Raw genomic sequence first — 25211 nt, 5'->3', positions numbered from 1 at the left:
AGGCTTGTCATGAAATTCAAGGAGCTGTTTCGCCGCGCCCCCAACCTGAGCCCCGACGCCCTGCGCAAATACCGCGACGAGCACCGTGAGGACGAGTACACCCTGTTGGACGTACGCCAGCCGGGGGAATATGAAGGCCGTCATCTGGCGGGGGCCAAGCTCATCCCTATCACCGAGCTGCCGGGCCGCCTGGACGAAGTGGACCGCGACAAGCCGGTGGTGACCTATTGCGCGGTGGGCGGACGCAGCCGGGCGGCGGCCCAACTGTTGCAAGGCCAAGGCTACAAGGAGGTCTACAACCTGGAGGGCGGCATCAAGGCCTGGGACGGGGAAACCGCCCGGGGCCCCCAGGCCTGGGGTCTGGAGATCATGGACCCCGGCGACAGCCCGGCCCAGGTGCTGGCCGCCGCCTTTTCCCTGGAGCGGGGCTTGCGGGCCTGTTACGGGGCCCTGGCCCAGGCCACCTCGGACGCCGAGTTGGCCCGGCTCTATGAGCGGCTGGCCGGCTTTGAAGATCGCCACATGGAGCGCCTGCGCGGGGCCTGGGAGGAGCTGCCCGCGCCGGAGCGCGAGGGCCACGATCTGGACGCCCAGGGGGAGGCCCCTCTCATGGAGGGCGGCTGGAAGGTGGAGGAGTTCGTGGCCGAGCACCAGGGCGCCTCAGCCGACCGGACCGAGGCGGTGATGCTGGCCATGGGCCTGGAGACCCAGGCCCTGGACCTGTACCTGCGCCTGGCCCAGGTAATGCGCACTCCCCAGAGCCGGGAGTTGCTGCAAGAGCTGGGCGACGAGGAGAAGAGCCACCTCAAGGCCCTGGGCCAGATGCTGGAGAAGTTGCAGGCGGACTAACCGCCAAATTCCCCTTTAACGGCAACGGCCCCACCGCTTTGGCGGTGGGGCCGTGATGTTTTAAACGAGGGTCGGAGCTTAGCTACCCCGGCCAAAGCCGCACACCGGGAAGCGGCAACCATCGGCGCAGTCCTGGCAATAGCCTCCGTGGGCCAGGGCGGCGATGCTCTGGCGGGTGAAGCGCTCGCCGGCCAACACCCGGGGCAGGATCAGGTCCAGGATGGTGGTGGGGTGGAACAGGGCGCAGGCGGGCACGCCCAGGATGGGCAGCTCACCCTGGGGGCCGTCCAGCATGCCGTAGAGGAACATGGCCCCGGGCAGCACCGGAGTGCCGTAAAGCAGATCGCGCCCGCCGGCGTCGGCGATGGCCAGGCGGGTGACGTCGTCGGGGTCCACGCTCATGCCCGCGGTGGTGATGATGATCTCGGCGCCCCGGCGCACCAGGCTCTTGATGGCCAAGGCCACCGCCGCGCGGTCGTCGGGGGCGAACTCCACCCCCATGACCCCGGCGCCCAGGTTGTCGAGCTTATTGGTGACGATGGGGGCGAAGCGGTCCTCGATGAGCCCGCTGGCCACCTCGTTGCCGGTGACCACCACCCCGGCCTGGAGCGGGGCCATGGGCAGCACCCTGAGCAGGCCGCCCTGGGTCGAGGCCAGCTCCGCGGATTCGGCCACCGCCTGGCGCTCCACCACCAGGGGCACCGCCCGGGTGGCCCCCAGTCGATGTCCCTTTTTCACCGGAGAGTGGCGGTGGATGGTGGCGCACATCACCTGGCCGCCCAGGTTGAAGCGGGTCAACTGCTCCGGGTCCACCTCGAAAAGGCCGTCATGGGCGGCCACCAGGGTGATCTTGCCTTCCGAGGGCGGGCCCAAGGGCTCCACCCCGGGGCCGCAAAGCGCGGCGGCCAGTTGCTCGGCCGCCTCGTTTTCGTGCATCTCGTGGGGGGCGATTTCCAGCACGTACAGGTGGCGTTTGCCCATGCGGGCCAGACGCTCCAGGTCGGTGGGAGTGACCATGTGCCCCTTCTTGAAGGCCGGGCCCTTGCTCTGGCCGGGTATAACCTCGGTGAGGTCATGGGCCAAGACCAGGCCCACGGCGTCTTCCAGGTTTACCAGCCGCCCCACCGGGCCGGCGGCGCACTGATCGCCGCAATCAAACTCCATCACAACTCCAACTTCGCACCTGGGTTGAAATAGGCCCTTCCCGCGCACACGGGACATAGCGTGCGTCCGTCTTGGTGGACCGCCTGGCCGCTGCGCACCATCACCCCGCATTGCTCGCAGGCCATCTTGGGCGGCCTGGCTCCGGGCATCTCGTGGGCCGGTATCTTGAGCTCCACCCAGGACGCGTCGAACAACTCGTCGTTGGGCATTATCTTGTAGGCCTCTGTTTGGGCCGCGTGCGGGTTATTCGCCTGGGGAACATAGTCCAAGGCCAGCTTGCGGGCCTTTTCCCGGCTGATCAGGCGCACCGCCCGCCCGCTGGAGATTTCGCCGAAGCTGACCGCCAGCAGACCCAGGTTGATTAATTTAAGGGAACCGCGCCCAAAGCGCAACCCGCTGGCCACCGCCACCGCGTCGGCCAGGCAGCGCTCGCTTTCCACCACCCCCACCAGGTTCTTGATCTCCGGGTAGGGCAGGGGGGAGGGATAACCCAAGAGGCCCAGGCCCAGGATGGACATGCGTACGCCGATGACCTGGCCGGGGCACAGATGGCCGTGGATGCGGGCCGAGGCCGACACCAGTTTTTCCACCTGCTCCAGGGGAGGGACCGGCGGCATGGCCTCCGGGGGTAAGTTCTTGGTGAGTTCCACGTCCATGGCTTTCCTATTTTATGCGATGCAACACGCTGATTCGGCCGTGGCTGGCCACCGTCCTGGGAGCGGAGGCTCCCGCGGCGCCGGTGACCCTGAGGGGGCGGGTGCGATAACGAGGGGTGACTGCCGCGCACATGGCCCAGTGGCTGCCCAGGGGCCAGTGGCGCAGGTTGGAGCCCCGCCAGGGAGGCGTTCCGGCCCAAGACCTGGGAACCGGCCCCAAGACCTCGCGCACCAGGCGAAACAAGGACCAGGGAGGCAGCAGCCTGCCTGAGGCAAAGGGATGTCCGGCGCCCGGCAAATGGGCCATCCAGGTGCGCGGGGCCAGCAGGTTCATGGCCACCAGGCACACCCGGCTGGTGGCCACCCTGGCCGCCTCGGCCACCACCTGGGCCCGGCGCTCGGTGAATTGCAGGGTGTCCACCAGGATCACCGCGTCGAAGCTGTTGTCCTCGTAGGGCAATTCGTGGGCGTCGCCCACTTCGATGTCGGCCTTGGGGCCCAGGCGGCCCGCGGCCAACCGCGCGGCCACCGGCCCGGCCTCCAGGCCATAGGCCAGGGCGCCCCGGGACATGAGATGGGCCAGGTGCACTCCCAGGCCGCAGCCCACGTCCAGCACCCGCCAACCGGGGTGCAGGTCCAAGGTGCGATCCAGCAAGGCGCAGCTGTCGCGCACGTAGGTCTTGCCGGTAGGAGTCTCCAGCCAGCGTTCATAGGCTTGGGCCTCGGCTGCTTCGAAAACGGTGTCCATACCACTAAAGGTATACTTCTATAGCATAGGTGGCAAGGGTTGGCGGGAGGTAGGCGCTTGTGCTAGATTTGCAGAAATCGTAATCCATAACTCGGCAGCGTCCATGCGTCATCGCAACCACAGGCCCCACGGGCCGGCTTACCTGGATAAGCCTCTCGCCTTCGAACAGGTGCCCGAGCACCGCAACGTGGATTGCGGGCTGTATGGCGTGTGTCTGGAGGTGGTGGTGCGCCGCCGCTGGCCGTCTTTTTCCTGCCGCCCCTGTTCCCTGTGGTCCCGTGGTCCGCGGGCCCAAAACCCCGAGGGTCCGGGTCAGATCCTGGTCATGCCCTTGGCGGCCCATCGCTAGAGCCCTCGTCGTTGTCATCCCCGTTCAGGGGGCCCCGGTTTTTATCCAAACGGTAAAGCAGACGATAGATGCGCTCGCGCCAGAAGTACACCGGCGCGATGAAGGCCAGGCTTAGCAGGCCCAGGATCACGAAGCTCCAGTAGTTTTCGTGGTAGATGGCCGCTCCCTGCAGGCTGAGCATCAGGGTGCCGGGGATGCGGCCCACGGAGCTGACCACCAGGAAGATGCGCCAGCTCATGGGCGAGAGCCCCAGGGCGAAGCAGAAGTAGTCCTTGGGGAAGCCGGGGATGATGAAGAAAATGAAGCTGGCGATCACCCCCTGGCGTTCCATGAGAAAGGATATCTTGGCCAGGTATTTGGCGGGGACGAAGCGCTCCACCAGGGCCTGGCCCAGCAGGCGGGCGGCGAAGAAGTTGATCCAGGAGCCGATGGAAAGGCCGATGGTGGAGTAGACCAGGGAGGGGAACCAGCCGAACACGTAGCCCCCGGCCGCGCCCACCAGTTCGCCGGGGATGGGCGAAACCAGCACCTGGAAGATCTGGAAGACCACGAAGGCCAGGGGAGCCCACACGCCGTAGGACTCGATGCGGGCCCTGAAGGCCTCGCGGTCCTGCAAAATCTCCCACAGCTCCTGGGTGAAGTGCCACAGGGGTTGCCAGTAGACGATGAGCAGCGCCACCACCACCGCCAGGCCGACCACCCCCACCACGATGGGGCCCGTGGGCTTCTTGCGGGGTTTGGCCGAAGGCGCCGGGGCGATGGTGGGTGGTGATGACTTCACGGACTCATCCTGCGGCTGAGGGCCTCGACCGTGAGTGGGCGGCTGGGGTCCTGGTTTGCTGCGCCTGGATTCTCCGCCGGCGGGCCGGGCCGGCTGGTTCAGCCCTGGGCCGTCAGGGCCAGGGCTTCGGCCAGATCCAAGGTGCCTTCGTAAATGGCGCGGCCGGTGATGAAGCCGGCCAGGCCCAGGGGGGCCATCGCCATGAGGCGGCGCACGTCGTCCAGGTCGTGCACCCCGCCCGCCGCGATAATCGGGGCGTTCACCGCCTGGCAAAGCTGGCGGGTGCTCTCCAGGTTGGGGCCGCTGTGCATGCCGTCGCGGGCGATGTCGGTGAACACGATGGCCGCCACCTCGGGCACGTCAAAGCCCCGGGCCGCGTCCAAAAAGTGCAGCTTGCTCTGTTCGGTCCAGCCCTGCACCGCCACCATGCCGTCGCGGGCGTCGATGCCGATGACCACCCGTTGGGGAAAACGCCGGGCCGCTTCCAGGGCGGTTTGGGGCTCACGCGCGGCCAGGGTGCCCAGGATGACCCGGTCCACCCCCAGGGCCAGGGTGCGCTCCAGGCCGTCCAGGTCGCGCACTCCGCCGCCCAGCTGCACCGGGATGTCCAGGGCGGCGCAGATGCGCTTGATCACCTCGGCGTTGGCCGGGCGGCCTTCCACCGCGCCGTCCAGATCCACCACGTGCAGGCGCAGGGCCCCCAGGCCCTGCCAGCGCAAGGCCATGGCCACCGGGTCGTCGCTGAATACGGTTTCATCGTCCATGCGGCCCTGGCGCAAGCGCACACAGCGGCCGCCTTTCAAATCTACGGCAGGTATAGCTTCCAAAGTATCTACTCGGTGAAGGGGTCGCCCTTGCGCCAGGGGAACTGCTTGAGCACCTTGGTCACGCCCATTTTGCCCAGCTCCTCGGCGGTGAACCAGCGCAGGCCGTGCTTCATGTACTGGTCAAGGTTCAACAGGTCGGCCGACAGGGATTGTTGGGTTTCATCAAAGCTGTTCTTCCAGATCACCGAGGCGTCGCTGACGCGCATCACCGTGAGATCGAAGGCCACCGAGGCGGGCTTGTCCACCGCGTAAGAGGTGCCCACGCGCTGGCGGAAGCGGAAGATGAAGCCCACCATCACCGCGTCGGCTCCCAACTTCTTGGCGGTGGCGGCCACGTCCTGGCGCAGGCTGTCCTTGAATTGGCGCCCGGCGATCTGGCCGAAGACCAGGCCGGTCTGGGCATAGGGCACCATGGGCACGCTGCAGATCTGACGCAAATCGGTGTTCAGGGCCTGGTCCAACACCCGCTCGGCCCCGGGGATGATCTGGCCGCTGTTGAAGGTCGCCCCGGTCAGGGGGCAGCAAACCGTGTTGCCGGGCATGACGGGAGAGTCCACCCGGATGAAAGGCATCACCGCCAGCTTTTTGGGCACCCAGGAAATCTCCTGCCTCATGGACTGGCTACTGCTCTTGCTGGAGCAACCCAGGCCGGCGGCCAGGGCGCAGACCAGCACCGCCGCGGCTATAAAGGCAACCCTACGGCCTTTCATAAAACCCCCTTGGTAGAGGAAACGCCGCGTTCGCGGGCTTCCGGCGCGGTGGCTTGATCCAAGGCCCGGCCCAGGGCCTTGAAGGCAGCCTCCAGCATGTGGTGATCATTGTCGCCGTAAATCAGACGCACGTGCAGGGTCAGGCCGCCGGCCAAGGCCAGGGCCCGCCAAAACTCTTCGGCCAACTGGCCGTTGAACTCGCCTACTTGGCCGGGGCAGCGCTGGTACACGCCCTTGTACAGGGGGCGGTTGGACAGATCCACCACCACCTGGGACAGGGACTCGTCCATGGGCACGAAGGCCGAGCCATAGCGCACCAGTCCCTTGCGTTCGCCCAGGGCCTGGCTAAAGGCCTTGCCCAGGCAAATGCCCACGTCCTCCACCGTGTGGTGAGGGTCCACTTCCAAATCGCCCTTGGCCTCGAGCTTTAGGTCGAAAAAGCCATGAAAGGCCACATGGGTGAGCATGTGGTCGAAAAAGCCCACTCCGGTGGAAATTTCGCTTTTCCCGGTGCCGTCCAACTCCAGCGAAAGGCTGATGCTGGTCTCCTTGGTTTTTCGCTCTATTTTGGCGCTTCGGCTCATGGCTACACTATCCTTGGAAGCTATGCGGCGGACATACCCCACCCCAGACCCCAGCGGGCCCCATCGTCTGTGATGCTAGCACGGCCCGGCCTGACTGTCGAGGGATTAGGCCCCATGGCCATGGTCAATAGTGTCAGGGGTGGTATATTGTTAGCAGTGGTGGGACGGGGCAGGCCAGAGGTTGACTTTGCCCCTGACCGCCGGTATATTCCCACCACGCCAGAGGCCCCCCGCCGGGGGCGCGGTTTTTGATGTGGGGCTGTAGCTCAGTTGGGAGAGCGCCACGTTCGCAACGTGGAAGTCGAGGGTTCGAGTCCCTTCAGCTCCACCACTTCTTTTTTACCCAACCGATATTATCTCCAAGCGGACCGCCCTAGCCGGTCACTTCACCAACTCGATCTCTCCCGCCCGCCAGCCCTTGGTGAAGAAGGTTTCCTCGGGGCCGTACAGGCGCAGGACGATGAACCAACCCTTGCCGGGCATCGACTGCACCCAGTTGCCTCGGGCCACGCCCTGGGGTTGCTGGGGAGAGATGTAGATGGTGGTCGAGCCATCGGCGCCGGCCTCCGCCGCCGGAGTGGGGTAGGTCTGGCTGCCGGCGCGGGGGTAGCGCTGCGGTGTGTCGAGCATGGAGCGCGTCTGGTTGTCGTAGAGGGTCAGCGACCAGAAGTTGACGGCCGGGATGCCCTTGGGCAGCACCAGGCGGTAGGTCTTGGCCCCGTCGAATGGCTGGCCCGTGGAGTCGGTGAAGCCCATGAGATATTGGGAGCCCACCTTGGGGATGCGCATGACCATGCCGGGCGAGTCCATGGTGTAGGCGAAATAAAAGGCGGTGCGCGAATCCAGGGTGCGGGCTCCGGTGGGCGGGAACGGCTTGAACATGCCCTCCTTGGTAAACAGGGGCGGCGGGGTTTCAAAGAAGGCGCCGCCCTCGAAGAGCATGTTCATCCACATGGAGTTCTGGTAATAGGTCCACTCCGGGTGCATAACGGCGTAGCGCCAGTTGAGCGTGCGCCCCGCCGCGTTGCCCACCGCCGCCGCGTCGCTGAGGATCTTTCTCATGCGCGCGTCGGGCTGGAAGGGCTTGCCGTGGACGATGCCGATGGCGGCCAGTTGCCCCGCGAGCTCCACGTCATAGCTGGTGGCCGGCTCGTTCTGATAATTCTCGTTGATCATCTCGAAGAAACGGTAGTCGCTGGGCGGAATGGTGTTGAAGGCCTTGCCGCTGGCGTCGAGGAACTTGGTCGCGGGAACCGGCGGGTTGCCGCTCAAGCGAACCTTGCCCTCCAGCGCGGTGGCGATGCTGGTTCCCACGCCGCCGGGCTGATAGGGATAAATCTTGAGGTGCTTTTTGACGTTGGCCACGGCCGGCGCCGGGTCGTTGTTCACCAAAAAGCAGCGCGCCGCGTACAGCGCGCGCACGGTCTTGGAGTGGGCGACGTGGAAACCGCTGTCGGGCAGCGGGCCGTCATAGCCGGGCGGCACCAGCAGGTACTTGCCGCCTTGCCCGCGATCCGGTCCGGGGGAGCCGATGTCGATGATCCAACTGAACCACATGTCGTTGATGGTGCCCAGGCCCATGGAGGGCTGCTCGATCACCATGGGCCCCTGGGACATGTTGATGACCGACAAGTAGTAGATGGTGTCGCAGTTGGCCGTGAGGAACAGCGACTTGCTGTCCATCAGCTTGGAATATATGACCACCGTGTTGTCCTGGGCCCCAATGCTCTCCATGCCTTTGGCGATGGCCAGGGCCGAGGCGCCCCGGAAACTGTTGTTGTACACGGCCAGGGCGTTGTTGAAGGCCAGCGCGTCGCGCACCTTTTCGGCGGTGGCCAGGCTGGGCACCCCGTCCTTGAACTCCAAAGTGCCGATGCTCGATGGCATTTGATCGGGGGTGACCAAGCCGGGGGGGATCGCGGCGGCCGTCTTGGCCGCCACCGAACCGGGCATGGCCAGCACCAGGAAAAGGATCGACGTCGCCAGGGTCTTTATGTTCTTTTTCATTGGCCTTCTCTCGCCGTTGATGATTGCATACGCCACCCCGCCGCTCGCGACTCGGTGATGATTCCTTTGGGCATTCAGCTTTTAAGTATTAATTATAGGCGTTGTAGACAAGGCTAAACAAGCGGGCCCACCCACCCACCGAGGCGGCGATCAGGCGCTGTGGCCCAAGCTCGGGCCGGGGAAGGCAGATAAGGTTGGCTCCGCCATTCGTCCAGGGGGCTAATTTTTCCGCTTAAACGCCTACCAATTACATTATAATTGTAAAGTATAGATTAGAGCGCAGCTCAAGAATTCATTACCCAACAACGAGACCTTGATGAAAACCCTTTCCGGTTTTAGCCGGAAAGGCCGGGCAATACCTGGTCTGTACAAGGACGATGAAAAGAGCCGCAATGCTTACCAAGGCGCTACGCATGGGTGCCAGTGTTTTGGGGGCCTGCCTGTTGGTCGCCATGGCCATGGGCGCCGCCTGGGCCGCCTCCGCCGGCAAACCCAATATCGTGATCATCTGGGGGGACGATATCGGCCAAACCAACGTGAGCGCCTATTCCATGGGCCTCATGGGATACCGCACCCCCAACATCGACCGGGTGGCCCGCGAAGGGGTGATCTTCACCGACTATTACGGCGAGCAGAGCTGCACCGCCGGGCGCTCGGCCTTTATCACCGGCCAGAGCGTGTATCGCACCGGGCTGAGCAAGGTGGGCATGCCCGGAGCGGATGCGGGGCTCAAGGCGGAGGACCCCACCATCGCCACCCTGCTCAAGTCCCTGGGTTACGCCACCGGGCAGTTCGGCAAGAACCACTTGGGCGACAAGGACGAGTTCTTGCCCACGGTCCATGGCTTTGACGAGTTCTACGGCAACCTCTACCACCTCAACGCCGAGGAGGAGCCGGAGCTGCCCGACTATCCCAAGAGCCCCGAGTTCCGCAAAAAGTTCGGCCCCCGCGGGGTGATCCACAGCTACGCCAACCCCGACGGCACCCAGAAGATCGAGGACACCGGCCCCCTGACCAAGAAGCGCATGGAGACCATTGACGATGACATCGCCGCCCGGGCCTGCAAGTTCCTGGAGGAGAAGGTCAAGGCTGGCAAGCCGGTGTTCCTGTGGGTCAACTTCACCCACATGCACTTCCGCACCCACCCCAAGCCGGGCAGCGTGGGCCAGGCCGGACGCTGGCAGGGCATTTATCACGACGTGATGATCGATCACGACAAGAACGTGGGCACGGTTTTGGACCAGATCGACAAGCTGGGCATCGCCGACAACACTATCGTCATGTACAGCACCGACAACGGCCCCCACATGAACACCTGGCCCGATGCGGCCATGACCCCCTTCCGCAGCGAAAAGAACTCCAACTGGGAGGGCGCCTACCGGGTGCCGGCCATGGTGCGCTGGCCGGGCAAGATCAAGGCGGGCAGCGTGAGCAACCAGATCATGAGCCACCTGGACTGGCTGCCCACCCTGCTGGCCGCCGCCGGGGTGCCCGACGTCAAGGAAAAGCTGCTTAAGGGTTACAAGGCGGGCAAGCGGACCTACAAAGTCCACTTGGACGGCTACAACTTCGTACCTGTCCTCACCGGCAAGACCGGCAAGGGCCCCCGCGAGGAGTTCTTTTACTTCTCCGACGACGGCGACCTTACCGGCCTGCGCTACGACAACTGGAAACTGGTTTTCGCCGAGCAACGCGCCCGGGGCCATTTGCAGATTTGGGCCGAGCCCTTTACTTACCTGCGCGTCCCCAAGCTGTTCAACCTGCGGGCCGATCCCTACGAAAAGGCCGACGTTACCTCCAACACCTATTGGGACTGGTACCTGGACCATGCCTTCCTGATGCTCCCCGCCCAGGAGTACGTGGCCAAGTTCTTGTCCTCCTTCAAGGAGTTTCCGCCGCGCCAAAAGGCGGCCAGTTTCACCATCGACCAGGTGATGGAGACCCTGAAAACCCCGGTGGCCGCCCAGTAAGCGGCCCTTGGGCATAGCCTCGTAAGGGCCGCGCCCGGTGTTGCGCCGGGCGCGGCCCTTTTTTGGGCGGGCGTGTCAATGCAAAGCTCTGCGGTTGATGATGAAATTTGATTGCTCCAGCCTTGAACAATTTAACGCACCTATCGTATTGTCAAATGGTTATACCGTGTAATCATAGGCCGGCCTACAAATGGCCGCCGGCGCCGGCGAAACACTTCGGGGAGTTGACTCAATGCTTCGTATTACGCAAAGGGTCTTTCAGGATCTGGCGATTTGGATGACAGGACTGGGGCTGGTCATGGGCGTGGTCTTCCCCTTTTTCGTGCGCTTCATGGGCGTGCCCTCTAATTTGGTCCTTACCCCCTGGTTTTTTGCCGCCTGCATGGGCGCCGGTTTCATGGTTGGCGCCTTGAATATCCTCCTGGCCAAGAATGTGGTGGGTGGGCGGCTCAGGCTGCTGGCCGAGCGCATACGGGTGGTGGAGGGCAACCTGCGACATATGGCCGCCGGCGGCGGCATGGAGGGATGCGCGCCCGAGGATTGCTACATTGAAATCGATTCCCGTGATGAGATCGGTGACAGCGCCCGAGCCTTCAACAATTTGGTGACCGCCTTGGCCACGGCTCATCAGAGCGAGAGCGCCTTGCGCGATTTCAGCCGCCTGCTGGCCAGCCGGTTGGATCTGGAGATACTGACCACCGAGGCCCTACAACAGCTCATGGCCCACACCAAGGCCACCGCCGGAGCCTTGCTGGTGGAAAGCGAGGGCCAGTTGACCACCAGGGCCTCCCATGGCCTGAAAAACATTGCCGAGTTGGAAAACAACGACTGCGTGGGAGCCGCCTTGCGCAGTGGCCAGCGCCAGTTGGTGCGTCTTCCCGCGGGAATCGAGCTCAACGGGGTGTTGGCCGAATTCCGGCCCAGCGAGGTGCTGGTTGACCCGGTGATGTACAAATCCGTGCCCATCGGGGTGATCGTACTGGCCACGGGAGAAGCGTTTGGCGAAGACGCCCTGCACAGACTGGGGTTGCTGCGCCAGGCCCTTGCCCTGGGTCTGAACAATGTCCTGGCCCACGATCGCTTGCAGCGCCTGGCCGCTCTGGACCCCCTTACCGGGATATACAACCGCCGCTTCGGCATGGCCCGCCTGCGCGAGGAGTTCAGCCGGGCGGTTCGCGACGATTCTCCCCTGGGGGTGGTGTTGGTGGACCTGGATCATTTCAAGAGCGTCAACGACACCTACGGCCACTTGGTGGGCGACCGGGTGCTGGTGCATCTGGTCAAGCTGGCCCGCAGCGTGATGCGCGAGGGCGACGTACTGGTGCGCTACGGCGGCGAGGAGTTTCTGGCCATTTTGCCGGCGGCCTCGCGGGGCGACTGCGTGGAGGTGGCCGAGCGGCTGCGCCGCCTGCTTTCCGAAAGCGCTGTCACGGACGGGGAGCAGAGGATACGGGTCACGCTCAGCGCCGGGGTGGCCTCCACTTCGGAGCTAAGCGTGGACAGCCCCAACGATCTGGTGCATCAAGCCGATCAGGCCCTGTATCAGGCCAAGGAGGCCGGCCGCAACCTGGTGCGGGCCGCCTAGCCGCCCCCGAGCGCCGGGCGGGCATGGATCCGCGCCGGCCACGGCTTGCCGGCTACTTTTCCAAATAGATGTCCGGCCAGCGGTCGTTGCCCCCGTCGAAGCTAAGGCGCAGAACCTGGCTGGTGGGGCGGGTGGTGTCCCAGAGGAAAACCTCGTAATCGGCCCGGTCGTGCTCGTGGCCCTTGGCCGCCGCGCACCAGACCATCCAGCGGCCGTCCGGGCTCAGGCGCACGAAGTACTCGTGGCTGTAGGGGCCGGGCTTGTCCACCCACACCTGGGGCCGCACCGGGCTCAGGGCCGAGCGCATCACTCGAGTACCGCCGTTGCCGTGGGCCTCCACCCAGTGCAGGTTGCGGCCGTCCGGGAACCAGCCCAGCTCGCAGCCCTGGCCGATGGGGATAAGGCGGTTGCCCCGGGCCAGGTCCACCACGAACACGCCGTTGCGCTTGCCCCGGGCGGCCACGGCCAGCAAGGAGCGGTTGACCGGCGACAGGGCCGGGGTGCCGATGGTGCCCTCCAGGGGCGGGCCGGTGCTGTCGAACAGCACCTTTTCCCGGCCGCTGCCCAGGGTGTGCAGCACCACCTGGTTGCCCCTGAGGAAGCTCACCGCGTCTGCCCCCACCCACAGGGGGTAGTCAGCGTTCTGGGCCACCAGGCGCTCCCGCCCGGTGGCCAGATCCAGGCGATAGACGTCCCACTGCTTCCAATCGCGCTCGCTGACCCAGGGCTTTTGGCTGCGGGCGAACACCAGCTCCCGGCCGTCCGGGGAAAAACGGCAATAGAAGTCCACCCGGTCGTTGCGGGTGAGGCGCTCCAGCTTCAGCTCGGGCAGGGTGAGCAGGTACAGCTCGTGGCTGCCGCTGCGGTTGGAGGACCAGGCGATCTTGGCCTTGAGGCTCCCGGTGGCGGCGCGCAGGGCCTCCCGGGCCGTGGCGGGAATGCCGCTGGGCACCTCCTCGAACACCAGGCGCGAGGACATGGCGTGGGCCCAGCCCAACAGGCCCAGCGCCGGGATGAGCAGCATCAGGGCCCAGGGCCAGATTTTGCGCGGCGGCTTCAGGGCGCTCTCCGCTGTTTTGCGACCGTAGTCATGGGTTAAGCCTACTTGAAGATGAGCTGAAAATCCTTCACTTCCAGGGCCTGACGGCTGTTGGGCGGGGCCTCCAGGGACAGGGCGTTGTAGGGGATGGACAGGTCGGGACTGACCACCTTGATGTTGTACTCGCGCCAGGCGGGCCCCAGGCTGAGGCGGGCGTCCACCCGGTCGTTGACATAGAGCCAGGCCGGGGCCGGGGCTCCGTCTTGGGCGGCCCGGGCCCAAAAGTGGATGTACCTAGCGTTTTCCAACAAGTCGCTACGCACCCAGCGCTCGTAGTGCAGGGTGGGGCGGAGGGGGAACCGGGGCTCGAACACGGCGTAGGCCTGGTCCACGAACAACGGTTTGGTGCGTTCGCGGACCATCTGCTCCGAGACGCGGTAGGCCCGCTTGGTCACGTAAAAGTTCAGCGCCGCGCGGTCCACCACTATGAGGGGACGGGGCCACAGCAGGCCCAGACCGTGCATCCCCTGGTCCCATTTGCCCGAGGAGAACAGGCGGCCCAGGTTGACGGCGTGGGCGTGCTGGAAGCCGGTCCAGCCGTTGAGCAGATAGCGTTGGGGCCGGGCCCCGGCCACCCTGAGCATGTAGCCGCTGTCCAGGATGCGGTCGCCCAGGGGCAACACCATCACCACGCAGGGCTCCTGGGTGCGCAGGAAGCGCTCCAGGGCGGGGTCCGGGTAGTTGGCCAGGGGGCGGTAGGGACTGGTGATGGCGATGTCCGCCTCCAGGGTGATGAGCGCCAGGGCCATGGCCAACAGGGTCAGCTTCAAGGGGCGCCGCAGCTCCAGGCCGTCAAAGGCGATGGCCGCCACCACCACCAAGGCGAACAGCACCATGATGGCGTAGCGGCTGAGCACCCGCGTGGCCCCCAGGATGCCCGCGTCCGAGAAGAAGTACACAATCCAATCCTGGGCCAGCAGATGGTGGCCGTCCGCCCGGATGTTAGGCCCTAGGCTGATGAAAAAGCACAGCAGGGCCGCGGTGGTCAGCCCGGCCACCACCCGGCCGCGCAGGCCCAGGCGGCGGGGCAGAAGGGAGAGGGCCAGGCTGGTGCCCAAGACCCCCAGCACGGTGACATTGAGCACGATAGTGGCCAAATCGCCGCCAAAGGCCCGGGCCGAGGTATAGGAGGCCAGGGCGACCCAGCCCCAGAACACGGCCAGAAAAATCGCCCGCCCCCAGCGCAGGGGATCCAGGTAAGGGTCGAATTCACCCGCTACCCGGTCCCCCCGGGTGGGCAGCCAGCGGAAGCGATACCAATAGACGATGGCCAGGGCCACCACCACCACCCCGGGCCACAGGATGGCCTCGGTGAGGGCGGCGGGTATGCCCCGTCCGGGCCAAGGCGAGGCGGTGTGGGGCACGTAGCCCGAGCAGGGGAGCAGGTAGGTGAGGGCGTCGGCCGAGTGCATGGCCATTTCGCCCACGCTGCGCTTGAGCTCCATGTGGTGGTGCAGGGACATGTAGGGGTACAGATAGGCCCAGCTCAGGCCCGCCACCAGAAGCATGCACACCACCGCGTATACCCAGAAACCCACCCGCCGCACCAACTCGGCCCGTTCGCGCAGCAGAGGCAGGGCCACCAGGGGCACGGTGAGGGCCAGGATGGTGGTGTAGTACAGGGCGCTCACCGCCTGGGCCCAAAAGGCCACGGCCAGAGCCACGGCGATACCCAGGCCCGGCCGCTTGAAAAAGCGCACCAGCAGCCATAGCACTATGGGAATGCCGAAGCAAAGCTCGCCGTTGAACTCGATGTAATAGGAGGCCATGTAGGGCAACAGGCAAAAGGCCAAAGCCCCCAGCACCGCCGCGGCGCGGCCCAAATCCAGCTCGCGCAGGAAGAAATACATGAAGGCGCTGGACAGGGCCCAGAAGAACAGGAAGGTCAGGTTGTAGGCAAGGATGGCGTTGTGGCTCAGGGCCAGGACCAGGGCCGCGAAGTAAGAGGGCACCCAGAACAGGTCGTCCAGGGCCAGGGTGTAGGCCTGGGGATAATAGAAGTTGGCGTGATAGGAAGGCAGCAGCCAGTGCCCGTCCAGGATGCGCTGGGCGTTCCAGTTGAGCTTCCAGGCGTGCAGGCCCACGTCCCAGTGAGTGGAAACCGCGTCGCCCAGGTGGGCTGCCCAGGGCCAGGTGACCAGGCTGATAAGCAGGCAGGCGGCCAGGAAAAGCAGCCCGACTTCGGCCAGAGAACGCGGCCAGGCGACCCCGCCGGGGCCACGCGGGGTTGGGGCGCGGTGGGTCGGTTCGCCGCCTGACTCCTGCGGATAAGTTTCTTTGCCCGGCTCTTGCTCCATGCCCCCCCCGGCAAACAATTATCGCCAAGACAGGCGCACGCCGGTTGCCCGGTGGACGCGGCGTCTACATTATGGGCTGGCGATGGGCGTGGCGCAATACCCCCACCCACGCACTGGATAATATGACCTGCGGACCGGATAGTGGCGCTAACTCATGTTTATTAATGATAAATATATCTTGAGCCTTGTCGCGGGCGCAAGCAAGCCCTTACCTCCGTCTGGTCAGGGAGCGCTGGTTTTGTTACCTTTGGTCATACGGCTCACGCGGGAGGGCGGATGGCGAACAAGGGCGGCAAGCAGGAGCCGGAAAGCCTGCTGATCAACGAGGCGCAGTTTCTCCTGGCCGACAAGCGGACCCAGTTGGCCGCGGTGCGCACCGGCCTGGCCCTGCTGGCCGTGCCCATGAGCATCCTGTCGGTGTTGGTGGTCACTTCGCGCATGTATCACTTTTGGGACAACTACTGGTACTTGGTGCCCCTGCTTCTGTTGTGCTTTGGCCTGCTGGGTCTGGGCTGTTACCTCGTCTGGCGGGGGGTGATCAAGTTGCACCGCATCGAAAAGGCCCTGCGGGAAATCGTGGCCCACAGCCCCCACCTGAAACATCTGGGCCTGGGCCGGGCGCGGGATTTGCCATAACCGCCCGCATGTGTTAATACCTGATGAAGTCAGGGTATTAACTTCGCGGGAGGCAGCAACGTGAGCGCGGAATCCGATCTGACCCTGGAACAATTCCTGAATGAATGGCCGGCCGCGGAGGCGGGCCTCAAAAAGAGTCTTCTGGCCTATCGCGAGGGGGTGTTGGCCCTGGGCGGGGTGAGCGAGAGTTTTCTGCCCCGGCCCGGGGTGAGCTACAGCCTGCGCTGGGATCTGGAGCCCCGGCCCCAGGGGCGTGAGAAACCCCTGTTCGCCATGGCCGACGTGGTGCCCCTGGGCGAAGATGAGCTGATGCTCTCCCTGTGCTTCTACGGCGACGACATCGACGACGCCGAGGAGTTGGGCAATTTCATCCCCGGCGGGCTATACGGCGAAAACGGCCACTGTTTCGACCTGGAAGGCGACGACCCCGACATGGTGGCCTATTGCCTGGAGCGGGCCGCCGAGGCCATGACCGCGGCCAAGGCCGCTGCCTAGGCTTCTTCCTGCGCCGCCCATTGCCCCAGGGATCGGCGCAACTCGGGGCCCTCGATGGGGTCTAGGCGTTGGCTCAAAAATAGGGCCAGCAGCCCCTCGGCGGCCTTGAGGGTGTTTTCCAGCAGGGCCACCCGCTCCAGCACCAGCCCCTCCAGGCCCTCGGGCTCCTCGCTGGGCGCGGCGGTGGTGGGCAGCTTGAGGCTCTTCACCGTCAGCTCGGCCGCCTCCAGGTTCAGGGCGTACTCTTCGCCGTGAATCTCCAGGCCCAGGCGCAACGCTTCCACCAGTTTGCCCTGGCGCAGGGCCTCGCGGGCCTCGGCCAGGGAGCCCTCGGCCCCGCTCACCGTGACCCGGGAGCCCTCGGCCCCCATGGCCGGGCCCAGCACCAGGCGCTCTCCCAGGGTAAGCTCCACCCAGCCCAGGTCCTTGACCTCGGCCCCGCCCTCGGTTTCCAGCAAAAACCACAGCCAGGTGAGGAACTCCTGGCCCAGGAAAATCTTCTGCTCCAGCATCTCGCTCAGGTTCATGCCTACTGCTCCCAGGCCAGGGGGCCCCAGGGCCGGGCCTCTTCCAGGGCCGGGGCCAGGGGGCTATTTGCCACCAGGTCGCGGGCCACCAAAAACGGCAAACGGGGGGTCAGCTCCAGGCCGAAGCTGGCCACGAAGTGCTCCTCGAACAGGTCCATCACCTTGCGGGTGGCCGCGCCCAGCCAAAGTTCATTGCGGGCGGTGTCCCACACCATCTCGTAGAGCTTGGTCTCCGGGGGGATGCGGGCCAAGAGCTCCAAGCGGGCCTTGTCCTTGAGCTCCTCGCGGCGCACCCGGCCCAGGTTGCGGCCCTCGTCCATATAGCTCTTGGCCTTGTCCATCTCCAGGCGGTGATATTTCTTGAGCAGGGTGGCGGGCACCCGGCGCTGGTCCACCCGGAGCCCCAGCAGCACGTAGGGCTCCATGGCGTAGGACATGTAGGCGAATTCAGTGTCGAAATAATCGTTGATCGCGCACCAGCCCACCGAGATCTCCTCGGTGCTGGACTCGATGTCCTTGAAAGAGTTGGCCTTGACCCGGCGGTCGATGAAGTCCCAGAACCCGTCCGGCGGCTCGCCGCTTACCGTGTAGCGGGTGATGGTGGCGCGTCCCTTGAGCAGTCCCATATGAGTTGGCCCTCTCCTTATGAGGTTGGAGGGCCTACTCTAGCGCGGGCGGCGGACAGGCGCAAGGGAAGCGGCTTCGCCGGGGGTCTCCGCCGCTACGGGGGACTTGTCCGGGCCCTTGGCCGCCAGCAGGATGCGGCGGCGCCGGGCCGCCCCGCCTCGGCTGGGTGGGCGATAGGGCTCTTTGTATTCGCGGCAGGTGCACATGGCCTAAATATGGTGCGCCTGGGCCCGAAAGGCAAGGGGAGGCTTGACGCGGCGGGTGGGAGGTCCTAATTTTGATAGGAACGCAGCTAAATCTGGAACCGGGAGACAAGCATGTCCGGCAATGAAGTTGACGCCAGCCAATACGTGTGGGTGATCATAGAGCGCACCAGAAACGACGAGAACTTCCTGGGGATGGCCGACGATGACGGCGAGAGCTTTATCCCGGTGACCGCGGAAAAGGATCAGGCCCTGATGTTGGTGGGCCGCCTTCCCGACACCGAAGGGGTGTACAGCCGCAGCGTGGAGGCCATTCACAAGGCCCAGCTCTTGGGCCAGGCCCAGGACGAGGGTTTCAGCGTGTACCTGGTCGATGAAAAGGGCCGCCTGTTGGAGCCCCTGACCGGCCAGACCCACTAGCGGCTTCGCCAGACCTCGCATGGCGGCGTTGTCGGCTGGGCTCGGGCCTCTAGATCGGTTCGGGGTGTTATTAGTAGAGGTTTGGAAGGGGTAAAGACGACCACCGGCGAGTCTGCTCCCAAGCATCGCAGGCCCATGGTGGTGGCCACCCTTTTTGGCATTGTCAGGAAAAAAAAGTTAATGGGCCGGGAATCTCGTTAGCGTCGAGCGTCCCGGCCCTTGTTATTTATGGCCCAGCCGGTTATGAGGATTTTGCGCCGAAATTTTCTTGTTCATATGGCGTCGTGCGGTGCCAAAGTATTTTTAGTTCTATTCGCAACCATTACCGGCACAGCCAGGGAGTGTCAGGCTAGGCGGCGGCGAGCGCGGACCGCAGGCGTATTGATATATACGCCGAGGCCCAAGCGATGCCGCCAACGCAGCATGACGCTTCCTGGCGCAGCCGGAGGACTATCGGGCTAGGCCCGCCGGCGGTGAAACACCTCCCACAGCTCGCCCAGTTCCGCCAGGCGCATGAGCTTGGCCGCCACGAAGTAGGAGGCGGTGCCCACCCCCAGGGCGGCCAGGGGCCGGGCCCAGCGCCACAGGGCGGCCTGCTGGTCGCCCCAGTCCGGGCCATAGGCCACCAGGGCCACCAGGGCGCCCATGACCGCGGCCGCCGCGCAGGTGCCCAGGCCGGACTTGAGCAGCCGCCGCCCGCCCAACAGCCCCACCCGTTTTCTGAGCAGCCACAAAAGCAACAGCAGGTTGACCACGCCCGAGGCCGAGGTGGCCAGGGCCAGGCCGGTCTGCTGCAGCGGGCCCATGAGGGCCAGGGAGAAGCCCAGCTTGATGACCAGGCACAGGGCGGCCACCATCACCGGGGTCTTGATGTCCTTGAGGGCGTAGAACGACTGCACCACCGCCCGCACCGCGGCGATGGCCCAAAGCCCGGCGGCCAGGCCCATCACCGCCCCGGCGGTCTCCCCGGCTATGGCCAGAGTAAATTCGCCGCGCATGAACAACAGCACCACCAGGGGCCGGGCCAGGACCAACAGCCCCACCATGGCCGGCAGGGTGATGAACAGGATCAGGCGCAGGCCGTAGCCCATGGTGCCCAGGAGGGCCTTTTTGTCACCGTCGGCGGCCTGGCGCGACAGGCTGGGCAGGATGGCGGTGCTCACCGCGATGGCGAACACCCCCAGGGGGAACTGGATCAGCCGGTCGGCGTAGTAGAGGTAGCTCACCGTGCCGCTGGGCAAAAAAGAGGCCAGGATGGTGTCGATGAGCACCGCCACCTGGTACACCGCCGCCCCGAAGATGGCCGGGATCATCAGGCGCAACATGCGCCTGAGGGCCGGGTTCTTCAAATCCCAGGCGGGCTTGAAGGGCACCTTCAGGGCCTTGAGGTAGGGTAGCTGCATCAAAAGCTGGGCCACCCCGCCGACGAGCACCCCCAGGGCCAGGCTGAGCACCGGCGGGTCCACCCGGGGGCTCAGAACCAGGGCGGCGGCTATGATGGTAAGATTCAACAAGGCCGGGGCGGCGGCGGGAGCGAAAAAATGCCCCAAAGAGTTCAGGACGCCCCCGGCCAGGGCCACCAGGCTGATGAAGAATATGTAGGGCAAACACCAGCGGGTCATTTCCACCGCCAGGGCGAAGGTGCCCTCGCCGGGGGTGAAGCCCGGCGCGATGAGCCGCACCACCTGGGGCGCGAATATCTCTCCGGCGATGGTGACCGCCAAGAGGGCCAGGGCCAGCAGGGAAAGGGTGGAGCGGGCCAGGAGAAAGGCCTCCTCGCGTCCCTTTTTCTTGAGCAGTTCGGTAAACACCGGTATGAAGGCTATGGTAAGGGTGCCTTCGGCGAAAAGGCGGCGCAAAAGGTTGGGTATGCGGAAGGCCACGAAAAAGGCGTCCGCCGCCGGACCGGCCCCAAACAGGTAGGCGATGGCCACGTCGCGCAGAAAACCGCCCACCCGGCTGGCCAAAGTGGCCAGGCCCACCACCCCCGCGGCTCGGGTCATTTTATGTTGTTCACTGGCTGATGACATCAAAACCCCTTGACAGGGACCCCGGCTCCCGTTAAAAGTTTGGGTCTGTCAGGGGCGACGGGCCCCTTAACCGCCCGGAGCCTAAACTTATCCGGAGGATACTGAGTTGGCCAACCATGCTTCTGCCCTTAAAAGGGCCCGCCAGATTGAAAAGCGCAGCGCGCGCAACCGGGCTTATCGCACCCGGGTTCGCAACGTGGTCAAACAGGTGCGCCAGGCCATAGACGCCGGTGACGCCGAAGCGGCCCAGAGCGCCTTGCAGCAGGCCGTGCCGGTCATCGACCGGGCCGCCGGCAAGGGCGTTTACCACAAGAAAAACGCCGCCCGCAAGATTTCGCGCCTGTCCCGCCAGGTTTCCGCCCTGTAGCGATCCGGCGCCGCAGTCCGCTTTTCTTGGCGCCCGGGCCGGCTTGGGCCGGCTCAGGCGCATAAGTCCATAATAAGACGCTCCATGATGACCCGGTCCGCCCCTGGGGAGGACTTGAGGGCCACGTCAGCGGTGAGAACCGCCTTCAAGGCCCGGCTCAGGCCGGCCGGGGTCTCGCGCTTGGCCCGCTCCACCAGGGTGCCCGTGGCCTGGGGAGGGGTGCGCAGGGCGCGCTGCACCTCCTGGGGTCCGCCGCCCTGGTCCAGAACCCGCCGAGTCTCCAGGAGCTGGCGGTACAGGCGGGTGAGCATGGCCAATACCCGCACCGCCGGCTCGCCCAGGGAGTCCAGCTGGGCATAGCTGGACAAGGCCCGGGTCAGGCCACCGGCGGCCACCGCGTCGGTGAAATCGAAAATGGAGTACAGGCGCGAATTGCCCATGACCTGGCGCACCGTGTCCAGGGTGATGCGCCGCTCCCGCCCCACGTACAGCGACAGCTTTTCCAACTCCGAGTCCAGCGCACCCAGGCCCAGCCCGGCCAATTCGGCCAGATAGGCGGCGGCCTGGTTGTCCAGGCTTTTGTCGCGCACCGCGGCCCGGCCCTGCAGCCAGGGCACCAGTTGGCGGGCGTACATCTTGGGGAACTGGTGCACCTTGCCCGCCTGGTTCAAGGCCTTGGCGAACTTGGTGCGCGCGTCCAGCTTGGTTCCGGTGATCACCAAGGTGGTGCTGGGGCAGGGGTCGGCCAGATAGGGCAGAAACTCCGCCGCCTGTTCGGCCTTGTACAGATGGGCCTCGCTAAGCACCACCAGGCGCCGGCTGCCCAAAAAGGGCAGGGTCTGGGCGCTGTCCAAGACCCGGGCGGGCTTGGTCTCCGAAGCCAGGAAGCGCTCCACGTTGAGCGAGGGGTTGTCGCTGAAGGCGGGCGAGGCGGTGAACTGCTCCACCCCTTGGATGAGCAGAAAATCCTCGTCGCTGAAAAGGCCATAGAGGGCCCCCGGTTCGCCCCGGGCCACTTCGGGCCAGGGAAGGGCCGCAGGGTCCCTCTGACGGCTGCCGGAGGCCATCGCCGCCCCCCGGCTAGAAGTTCTCGAAGACGCTGTCGTGCAGGGTTTGGGCCATCACCTTGGCCAGAGCCGTAATGGCCAGTCGTTTGTTGGTCTCGGTGACCGTGGGGCTGGCGCTTACGGCGTAGGTGTCGTTTTGCCAAAGGCTCTTGTTCTGCCACAGCACCTTGCCGTCGCGGGTGCGGGTCAGCTTGGCCGAGACCCACACCGTGATGCGCCGCTGGCGGCTGGTGTCGTTGGCGGTGAGGGCCACATCGTCGACCAGCACGCGGGTCACCGTGCCGCTGAGCACGGCGTCGGCGTCGCTTTTAGAGACCACCCGCACCATCTGGCTGCGGTTGAACTGCATGATGACCGCGTCGGTGAAGATCTGCTCTATGCGCACCTCGTTGGTGTCGTTCTTGAAGACCGGTATGGCGATGCTTTTGACGTCGCTGGGCAGGTTGTTCTGCTTGCCGCGGAATTGGTATCCGCAGGCCGCCACCAAGACCGCCAACATCAAAATGCCTGCAATCGAAAGTCTCTTCACCACCGCTACTCCCTATATGCTCCCGCCGTCAAAACCGGCGCCCCGGACGAGCCAGGGCTAGATAACGATATTCACCAGCTTGCCCTGGACTACTATTACCTTTTTAACCGGCCTGCCGTCGATGAATTTCTGCACTTTTTCATCGGCCAGGGCCGCGGACTCCAGCTCGGCGTCGGCCGCGTCGGCGGACAGGGTCAGCTTGGAGCGCACCTTGCCCTGCACCTGAACCACCACCAGCTTCTCCTCGCGCACCAGGGCTGCCTCGTCCCAGGCGGGCCAGGCCTGGTCGATGAGGTAGCCCGAGTGGCCCAGGCGTTGCCACAGCTCGTCGGCGATGTGGGGGGCCATGGGGCTGATGAGCACCACCGCCGCCTCCACCGCCTCGCGCAGCACCGCCGCCCGCAGGGGCTCGCCGGCCAGGGACTCGTCCTGCTCGGCCAGGCTGATCTGGTTGACCAACTCCATGATGGCCGCGATGGCGGTGTTGAACTGGTACTTGTCGCCGGTGTCCTCGCTGACCTTCTTGATGGTCTCGTGGGTCTTGGTGTGCAGGGCCTTGAGGCCCTCGGACAGCTCGCCGCCCGCAAAGGGCTCCACCCCGGCGGCCTGCTCGGCCACGGCCAGGCCCAGGCGCCACAAGCGGCCCAGGAAGCGGCTGGCTCCCTCCACCCCCCGGTCGGACCATTCCAGTTCCTTTTCCGGGGGCGCGGCGAACAGGATGAACAGGCGCACCGTGTCCGCGCCGTAGCGCTGCACCATCAGGTCCGGGTCCACCACGTTGCCCTTGGACTTGGACATCTTGGAGCCGTCCTTGATGACCATGCCCTGGGTGAGCAGGTTGGTGAAGGGCTCGTCCACCTTGACCAGGCCCAGGTCGCGCATCACCTTGGTGAAAAAGCGCGAGTACAACAGGTGCAGCACCGCGTGCTCGATGCCCCCGATGTACTGGTCCACCGGCATCCAATAGTCGGTGGGGCCGGGGTCCAGGGGGCCCTGGTCGTAGTGGGGGCAGGCGTAGCGGGCGAAATACCAGGAGGACTCCACAAAGGTGTCCATGGTGTCGGTTTCGCGTTGGGCCGGGCCGCCGCAGACCGGACAGGTCACGTTGACCCATTCTTCCAGGCCGGGCAGGGGGCTGCCGCCGGTCTCGGTGAGCTGGGCCTCCAGGGGCAGGGTCACCGGCAGGTCGGCCTCGGGCACCGGCACCTGGCCGCATTTGGCGCAGTGGATCACCGGGATGGGGTCGCCCCAGTAGCGCTGGCGGCTGATGCCCCAGTCGCGCAGGCGGAAGTTGATGGTCTCCCGGCCCAGGCCCTTTTTCTCCAACTCGGCGGCGATGGCCCGCTTGGCTTCTTCGCTGCCCAGGCCGTCGAAGGCCTCGGAGTTGACCAGGGTGCCGTAGTCGGTGAAGGCCTGGGTCATGTTGTCCACCCCCACCGCGCCCTCGGGCCCGGCGATCACCTCGACGAGCTCCAGGCCGTACTGCCGGGCGAACTCGAAGTCGCGCTGGTCGTGGGTGGGCACGGCCATCACCGCGCCGGTGCCGTACTCCATGAGCACGAAGTTGGCCACGTACACGGGGACGCGCCGGCCGGTGAGGGGATGGGTGCACCAGGCTCCGGTGAACACGCCCTCCTTGCTCTTGTCGTCGGCCCGCTGGCTGAAGGACTGGCGCTTGACCTTGGCGATGAATTCCCTGACCGCCTGCTCCTGCTCGGTGCCGGCCGAAAGCTCCAGGGCCATGGGGTGCTCGGGGGCCAGGCTCATGAAGGTGGCCCCGAACAGGGTGTCGGCCCGGGTGGTGAACACCCGGATCACCTCGTCGCGCCCCTCGATGGGGAAATGGATCTCGGCCCCGTAGGACTTGCCGATCCAGTTGCGCTGCATGATCTTGACCGGCTCGGGCCAGCCGGGCAGCTCGTCCAGCTTGGCCAAAAGCTCCTCGGCGTAGTCGGTGATCTTGAAGAAGTAGCCGAACAGTTCCCGCTGGTCCACCGGGTTGTCGCAGCGCCAGCAGTTGCCCGCCTCCACCTGCTCGTTGGCCAACACCGTCTGGCAGGTGTCGCACCAGTTGACCAGGGACTTCTTGCGGTACACCAGGCCCTTTTCCCACATGCGCACGAACATGAGCTGTTCCCAGCGGTAGTAGCTGGGGTCGCAGGTGGCGAGCTCCCGGCTCCAGTCGTGGGAGTATCCCAGCTTCTTGAGCTGGGAGCGCATGTAGTCGATGTTGTCGTAGGTCCAGCGGGCGGGGTGCGACTTGTTGGCGATGGCCGCGTTCTCCGCGGGCATGCCGAAGGCGTCCCAGCCCATGGGATGCAGGACGTTGAAGCCCTGCATGCGCCGGACGCGGGCCAGGGTGTCGCCGATGGTGTACACCCGGCTGTGGCCCATGTGGATGCGGCCGCTGGGGTAGGGGAACATCTCCAGCAGGTAGTACTTGGGCTTGGCGGCGTCGTCGCTTACCGCGAAGATGCCGTCTTGTTCCCACTGCTGCTGCCAGCGGCTTTCAATGCTTTTGGGGTCGTAGCGTTGTTCCATGGTGATGCCTTGACATGGCCTAGAGGTATAGACGGCCGGGGCCCGTCCATTGTAAAAACGCCCGCTTACGCGCAGGACGTTAGGCGGTTTTTACCACAGTGTCAGGCACCTGTAAACCAACTTGCCGGTGAGGCCGCACTTGA

General features: G+C 65.3%; 24 protein-coding genes and 1 tRNA gene. 9 read left to right on the top strand and 16 right to left on the bottom strand.

Annotated features, from left to right (window positions below; all coding sequences use genetic code 11):
• The first annotated feature begins 9 nt into the window (after window positions 1-9).
• On the top strand, window positions 10-849 hold the full coding sequence (locus AACH32_RS14080) for a rhodanese-like domain-containing protein (protein ID WP_338600728.1): 840 nt from the start codon (window positions 10-12) through the stop codon (window positions 847-849).
• A 78-nt stretch (window positions 850-927) separates the two neighbouring features.
• Here AACH32_RS14080 and AACH32_RS14075 read toward each other — a convergent pair whose 3' ends face one another.
• Genes AACH32_RS14075 through AACH32_RS14065 form a run of 3 tightly spaced genes read right to left on the bottom strand, consistent with a single transcriptional unit; the run spans window position 928 to window position 3417 of the window.
• A complete protein-coding gene (locus AACH32_RS14075) occupies window positions 928-2013 on the bottom strand; it encodes a molybdopterin-binding protein (protein WP_338600726.1) in 1086 nt (361 codons plus the stop codon).
• Window positions 2013-2669: an FmdE family protein gene (locus AACH32_RS14070; protein WP_338600723.1), complete on the bottom strand. Its 657-nt coding sequence runs from the start codon at window positions 2667-2669 to the stop codon at window positions 2013-2015. The genes AACH32_RS14075 and AACH32_RS14070 overlap by 1 nt, the downstream gene beginning before the upstream one ends.
• A 7-nt stretch (window positions 2670-2676) precedes the next feature.
• Complete coding sequence (locus AACH32_RS14065; protein WP_338600720.1) at window positions 2677-3417, bottom strand: class I SAM-dependent methyltransferase; 741 nt, start codon at window positions 3415-3417, stop codon at window positions 2677-2679.
• 103 nt (window positions 3418-3520) lie between these two features.
• Here AACH32_RS14065 and AACH32_RS14060 point away from each other — a divergent pair, with 103 nt between their 5' ends.
• A complete protein-coding gene (locus AACH32_RS14060) occupies window positions 3521-3766 on the top strand; it encodes a hypothetical protein (RefSeq protein ID WP_338600718.1) in 246 nt (81 codons plus the stop codon).
• Here AACH32_RS14060 and AACH32_RS14055 read toward each other — a convergent pair.
• From AACH32_RS14055 to hisB, 4 genes are all read right to left on the bottom strand, one after another.
• Window positions 3741-4547: a TVP38/TMEM64 family protein gene (locus AACH32_RS14055; RefSeq protein ID WP_338600715.1), complete on the bottom strand. Its 807-nt coding sequence runs from the start codon at window positions 4545-4547 to the stop codon at window positions 3741-3743. The two genes, AACH32_RS14060 and AACH32_RS14055, sit on opposite strands and share 26 nt — an antisense overlap.
• A gap of 98 nt (window positions 4548-4645) precedes the next feature.
• Window positions 4646-5374: a 1-(5-phosphoribosyl)-5-[(5-phosphoribosylamino)methylideneamino]imidazole-4-carboxamide isomerase gene (gene hisA / locus AACH32_RS14050; protein WP_338600712.1), complete on the bottom strand. Its 729-nt coding sequence runs from the start codon at window positions 5372-5374 to the stop codon at window positions 4646-4648.
• 5 nt (window positions 5375-5379) lie between these two features.
• Complete coding sequence (locus tag AACH32_RS14045) at window positions 5380-6084, bottom strand: hypothetical protein (protein WP_338600710.1); 705 nt, start codon at window positions 6082-6084, stop codon at window positions 5380-5382.
• Entirely contained in the window at window positions 6081-6668 is a 588-nt protein-coding gene (gene hisB, locus AACH32_RS14040) for an imidazoleglycerol-phosphate dehydratase HisB (protein WP_338600707.1), read from the bottom strand. The genes AACH32_RS14045 and hisB overlap by 4 nt, the downstream gene beginning before the upstream one ends.
• 255 nt (window positions 6669-6923) lie before the next feature.
• On the opposite strand from hisB, the gene AACH32_RS14035 reads away from it, so the two are divergent.
• Window positions 6924-6999: transfer RNA gene (locus AACH32_RS14035), tRNA-Ala, on the top strand.
• A gap of 50 nt (window positions 7000-7049) precedes the next feature.
• Here AACH32_RS14035 and AACH32_RS14030 read toward each other — a convergent pair.
• Window positions 7050-8675, bottom strand: a complete 1626-nt coding sequence (locus AACH32_RS14030) for a DUF1254 domain-containing protein (protein WP_338600704.1) — start codon at window positions 8673-8675, stop codon at window positions 7050-7052.
• Window positions 8676-9127: 452 nt separating this feature from the next.
• Here AACH32_RS14030 and AACH32_RS14025 point away from each other — a divergent pair, with 452 nt between their 5' ends.
• Window positions 9128-10645: an arylsulfatase gene (locus AACH32_RS14025; protein WP_350341583.1), complete on the top strand. Its 1518-nt coding sequence runs from the start codon at window positions 9128-9130 to the stop codon at window positions 10643-10645.
• Between the two features lie 277 nt (window positions 10646-10922).
• Complete coding sequence (locus AACH32_RS14020; RefSeq protein ID WP_338600699.1) at window positions 10923-12230, top strand: GGDEF domain-containing protein; 1308 nt, start codon at window positions 10923-10925, stop codon at window positions 12228-12230.
• 52 nt (window positions 12231-12282) lie between these two features.
• Here the strand turns inward: AACH32_RS14020 and AACH32_RS14015 are convergent, their stop codons facing one another.
• Both AACH32_RS14015 and AACH32_RS14010 read right to left on the bottom strand, forming a co-directional pair.
• Complete coding sequence (locus AACH32_RS14015; RefSeq protein WP_338600696.1) at window positions 12283-13254, bottom strand: hypothetical protein; 972 nt, start codon at window positions 13252-13254, stop codon at window positions 12283-12285.
• Between the two features lie 77 nt (window positions 13255-13331).
• Window positions 13332-15626, bottom strand: coding sequence for a hypothetical protein (locus tag AACH32_RS14010; RefSeq protein ID WP_338600693.1), 2295 nt, complete (start codon window positions 15624-15626; stop codon window positions 13332-13334).
• 276 nt (window positions 15627-15902) lie between these two features.
• On the opposite strand from AACH32_RS14010, the gene AACH32_RS14005 reads away from it, so the two are divergent.
• Window positions 15903-16262: a hypothetical protein gene (locus tag AACH32_RS14005; RefSeq protein WP_338600691.1), complete on the top strand. Its 360-nt coding sequence runs from the start codon at window positions 15903-15905 to the stop codon at window positions 16260-16262.
• A 60-nt stretch (window positions 16263-16322) separates the two neighbouring features.
• A complete protein-coding gene (locus tag AACH32_RS14000) occupies window positions 16323-16757 on the top strand; it encodes a hypothetical protein (protein ID WP_338600688.1) in 435 nt (144 codons plus the stop codon).
• Here the strand turns inward: AACH32_RS14000 and AACH32_RS13995 are convergent.
• A complete protein-coding gene (locus AACH32_RS13995) occupies window positions 16754-17284 on the bottom strand; it encodes a hypothetical protein (RefSeq protein ID WP_338600686.1) in 531 nt (176 codons plus the stop codon). The two genes, AACH32_RS14000 and AACH32_RS13995, sit on opposite strands and share 4 nt — an antisense overlap.
• 2 nt (window positions 17285-17286) lie before the next feature.
• Window positions 17287-17910, bottom strand: coding sequence for a recombination-associated protein RdgC (gene rdgC / locus AACH32_RS13990; protein ID WP_338600683.1), 624 nt, complete (start codon window positions 17908-17910; stop codon window positions 17287-17289).
• A gap of 318 nt (window positions 17911-18228) precedes the next feature.
• Here rdgC and AACH32_RS13985 point away from each other — a divergent pair, with 318 nt between their 5' ends.
• Window positions 18229-18534: a hypothetical protein gene (locus AACH32_RS13985; protein WP_338600681.1), complete on the top strand. Its 306-nt coding sequence runs from the start codon at window positions 18229-18231 to the stop codon at window positions 18532-18534.
• Between the two features lie 458 nt (window positions 18535-18992).
• Here AACH32_RS13985 and murJ read toward each other — a convergent pair whose 3' ends face one another.
• Window positions 18993-20537 carry a murein biosynthesis integral membrane protein MurJ gene (murJ, locus tag AACH32_RS13980; RefSeq protein ID WP_338600679.1) on the bottom strand — a complete coding sequence of 515 codons (1545 nt, stop codon included), beginning with the start codon at window positions 20535-20537 and terminating at the stop codon, window positions 18993-18995.
• Window positions 20538-20670: 133 nt separating this feature from the next.
• On the opposite strand from murJ, the gene rpsT reads away from it, so the two are divergent.
• The gene (gene rpsT / locus AACH32_RS13975; RefSeq protein ID WP_338600676.1) at window positions 20671-20931 is read left to right on the top strand and encodes a 30S ribosomal protein S20; all 261 of its coding nucleotides are present in this window, start codon (window positions 20671-20673) and stop codon (window positions 20929-20931) included.
• Between the two features lie 53 nt (window positions 20932-20984).
• On the opposite strand, the gene holA is transcribed toward rpsT, so the two are convergent.
• From holA to leuS, 3 genes are read right to left on the bottom strand one after another with little or no spacing between them, the layout of a single operon-like run.
• Entirely contained in the window at window positions 20985-21998 is a 1014-nt protein-coding gene (holA, locus tag AACH32_RS13970) for a DNA polymerase III subunit delta (protein ID WP_338600673.1), read from the bottom strand.
• Between the two features lie 13 nt (window positions 21999-22011).
• Window positions 22012-22527 carry an LptE family protein gene (locus tag AACH32_RS13965; protein WP_338600671.1) on the bottom strand — a complete coding sequence of 172 codons (516 nt, stop codon included), beginning with the start codon at window positions 22525-22527 and terminating at the stop codon, window positions 22012-22014.
• A 57-nt stretch (window positions 22528-22584) separates the two neighbouring features.
• A complete protein-coding gene (gene leuS / locus AACH32_RS13960) occupies window positions 22585-25068 on the bottom strand; it encodes a leucine--tRNA ligase (RefSeq protein WP_338600668.1) in 2484 nt (827 codons plus the stop codon).
• Window positions 25069-25211: the final 143 nt, after the last annotated feature.

The organism is Desulfoferula mesophila (assembly GCF_037076455.1).
GTDB lineage: Bacteria > Desulfobacterota > Desulfarculia > Desulfarculales > Desulfarculaceae > Desulfoferula > Desulfoferula mesophila.
This window is presented reverse-complemented; position numbering and strand designations above follow the sequence as displayed.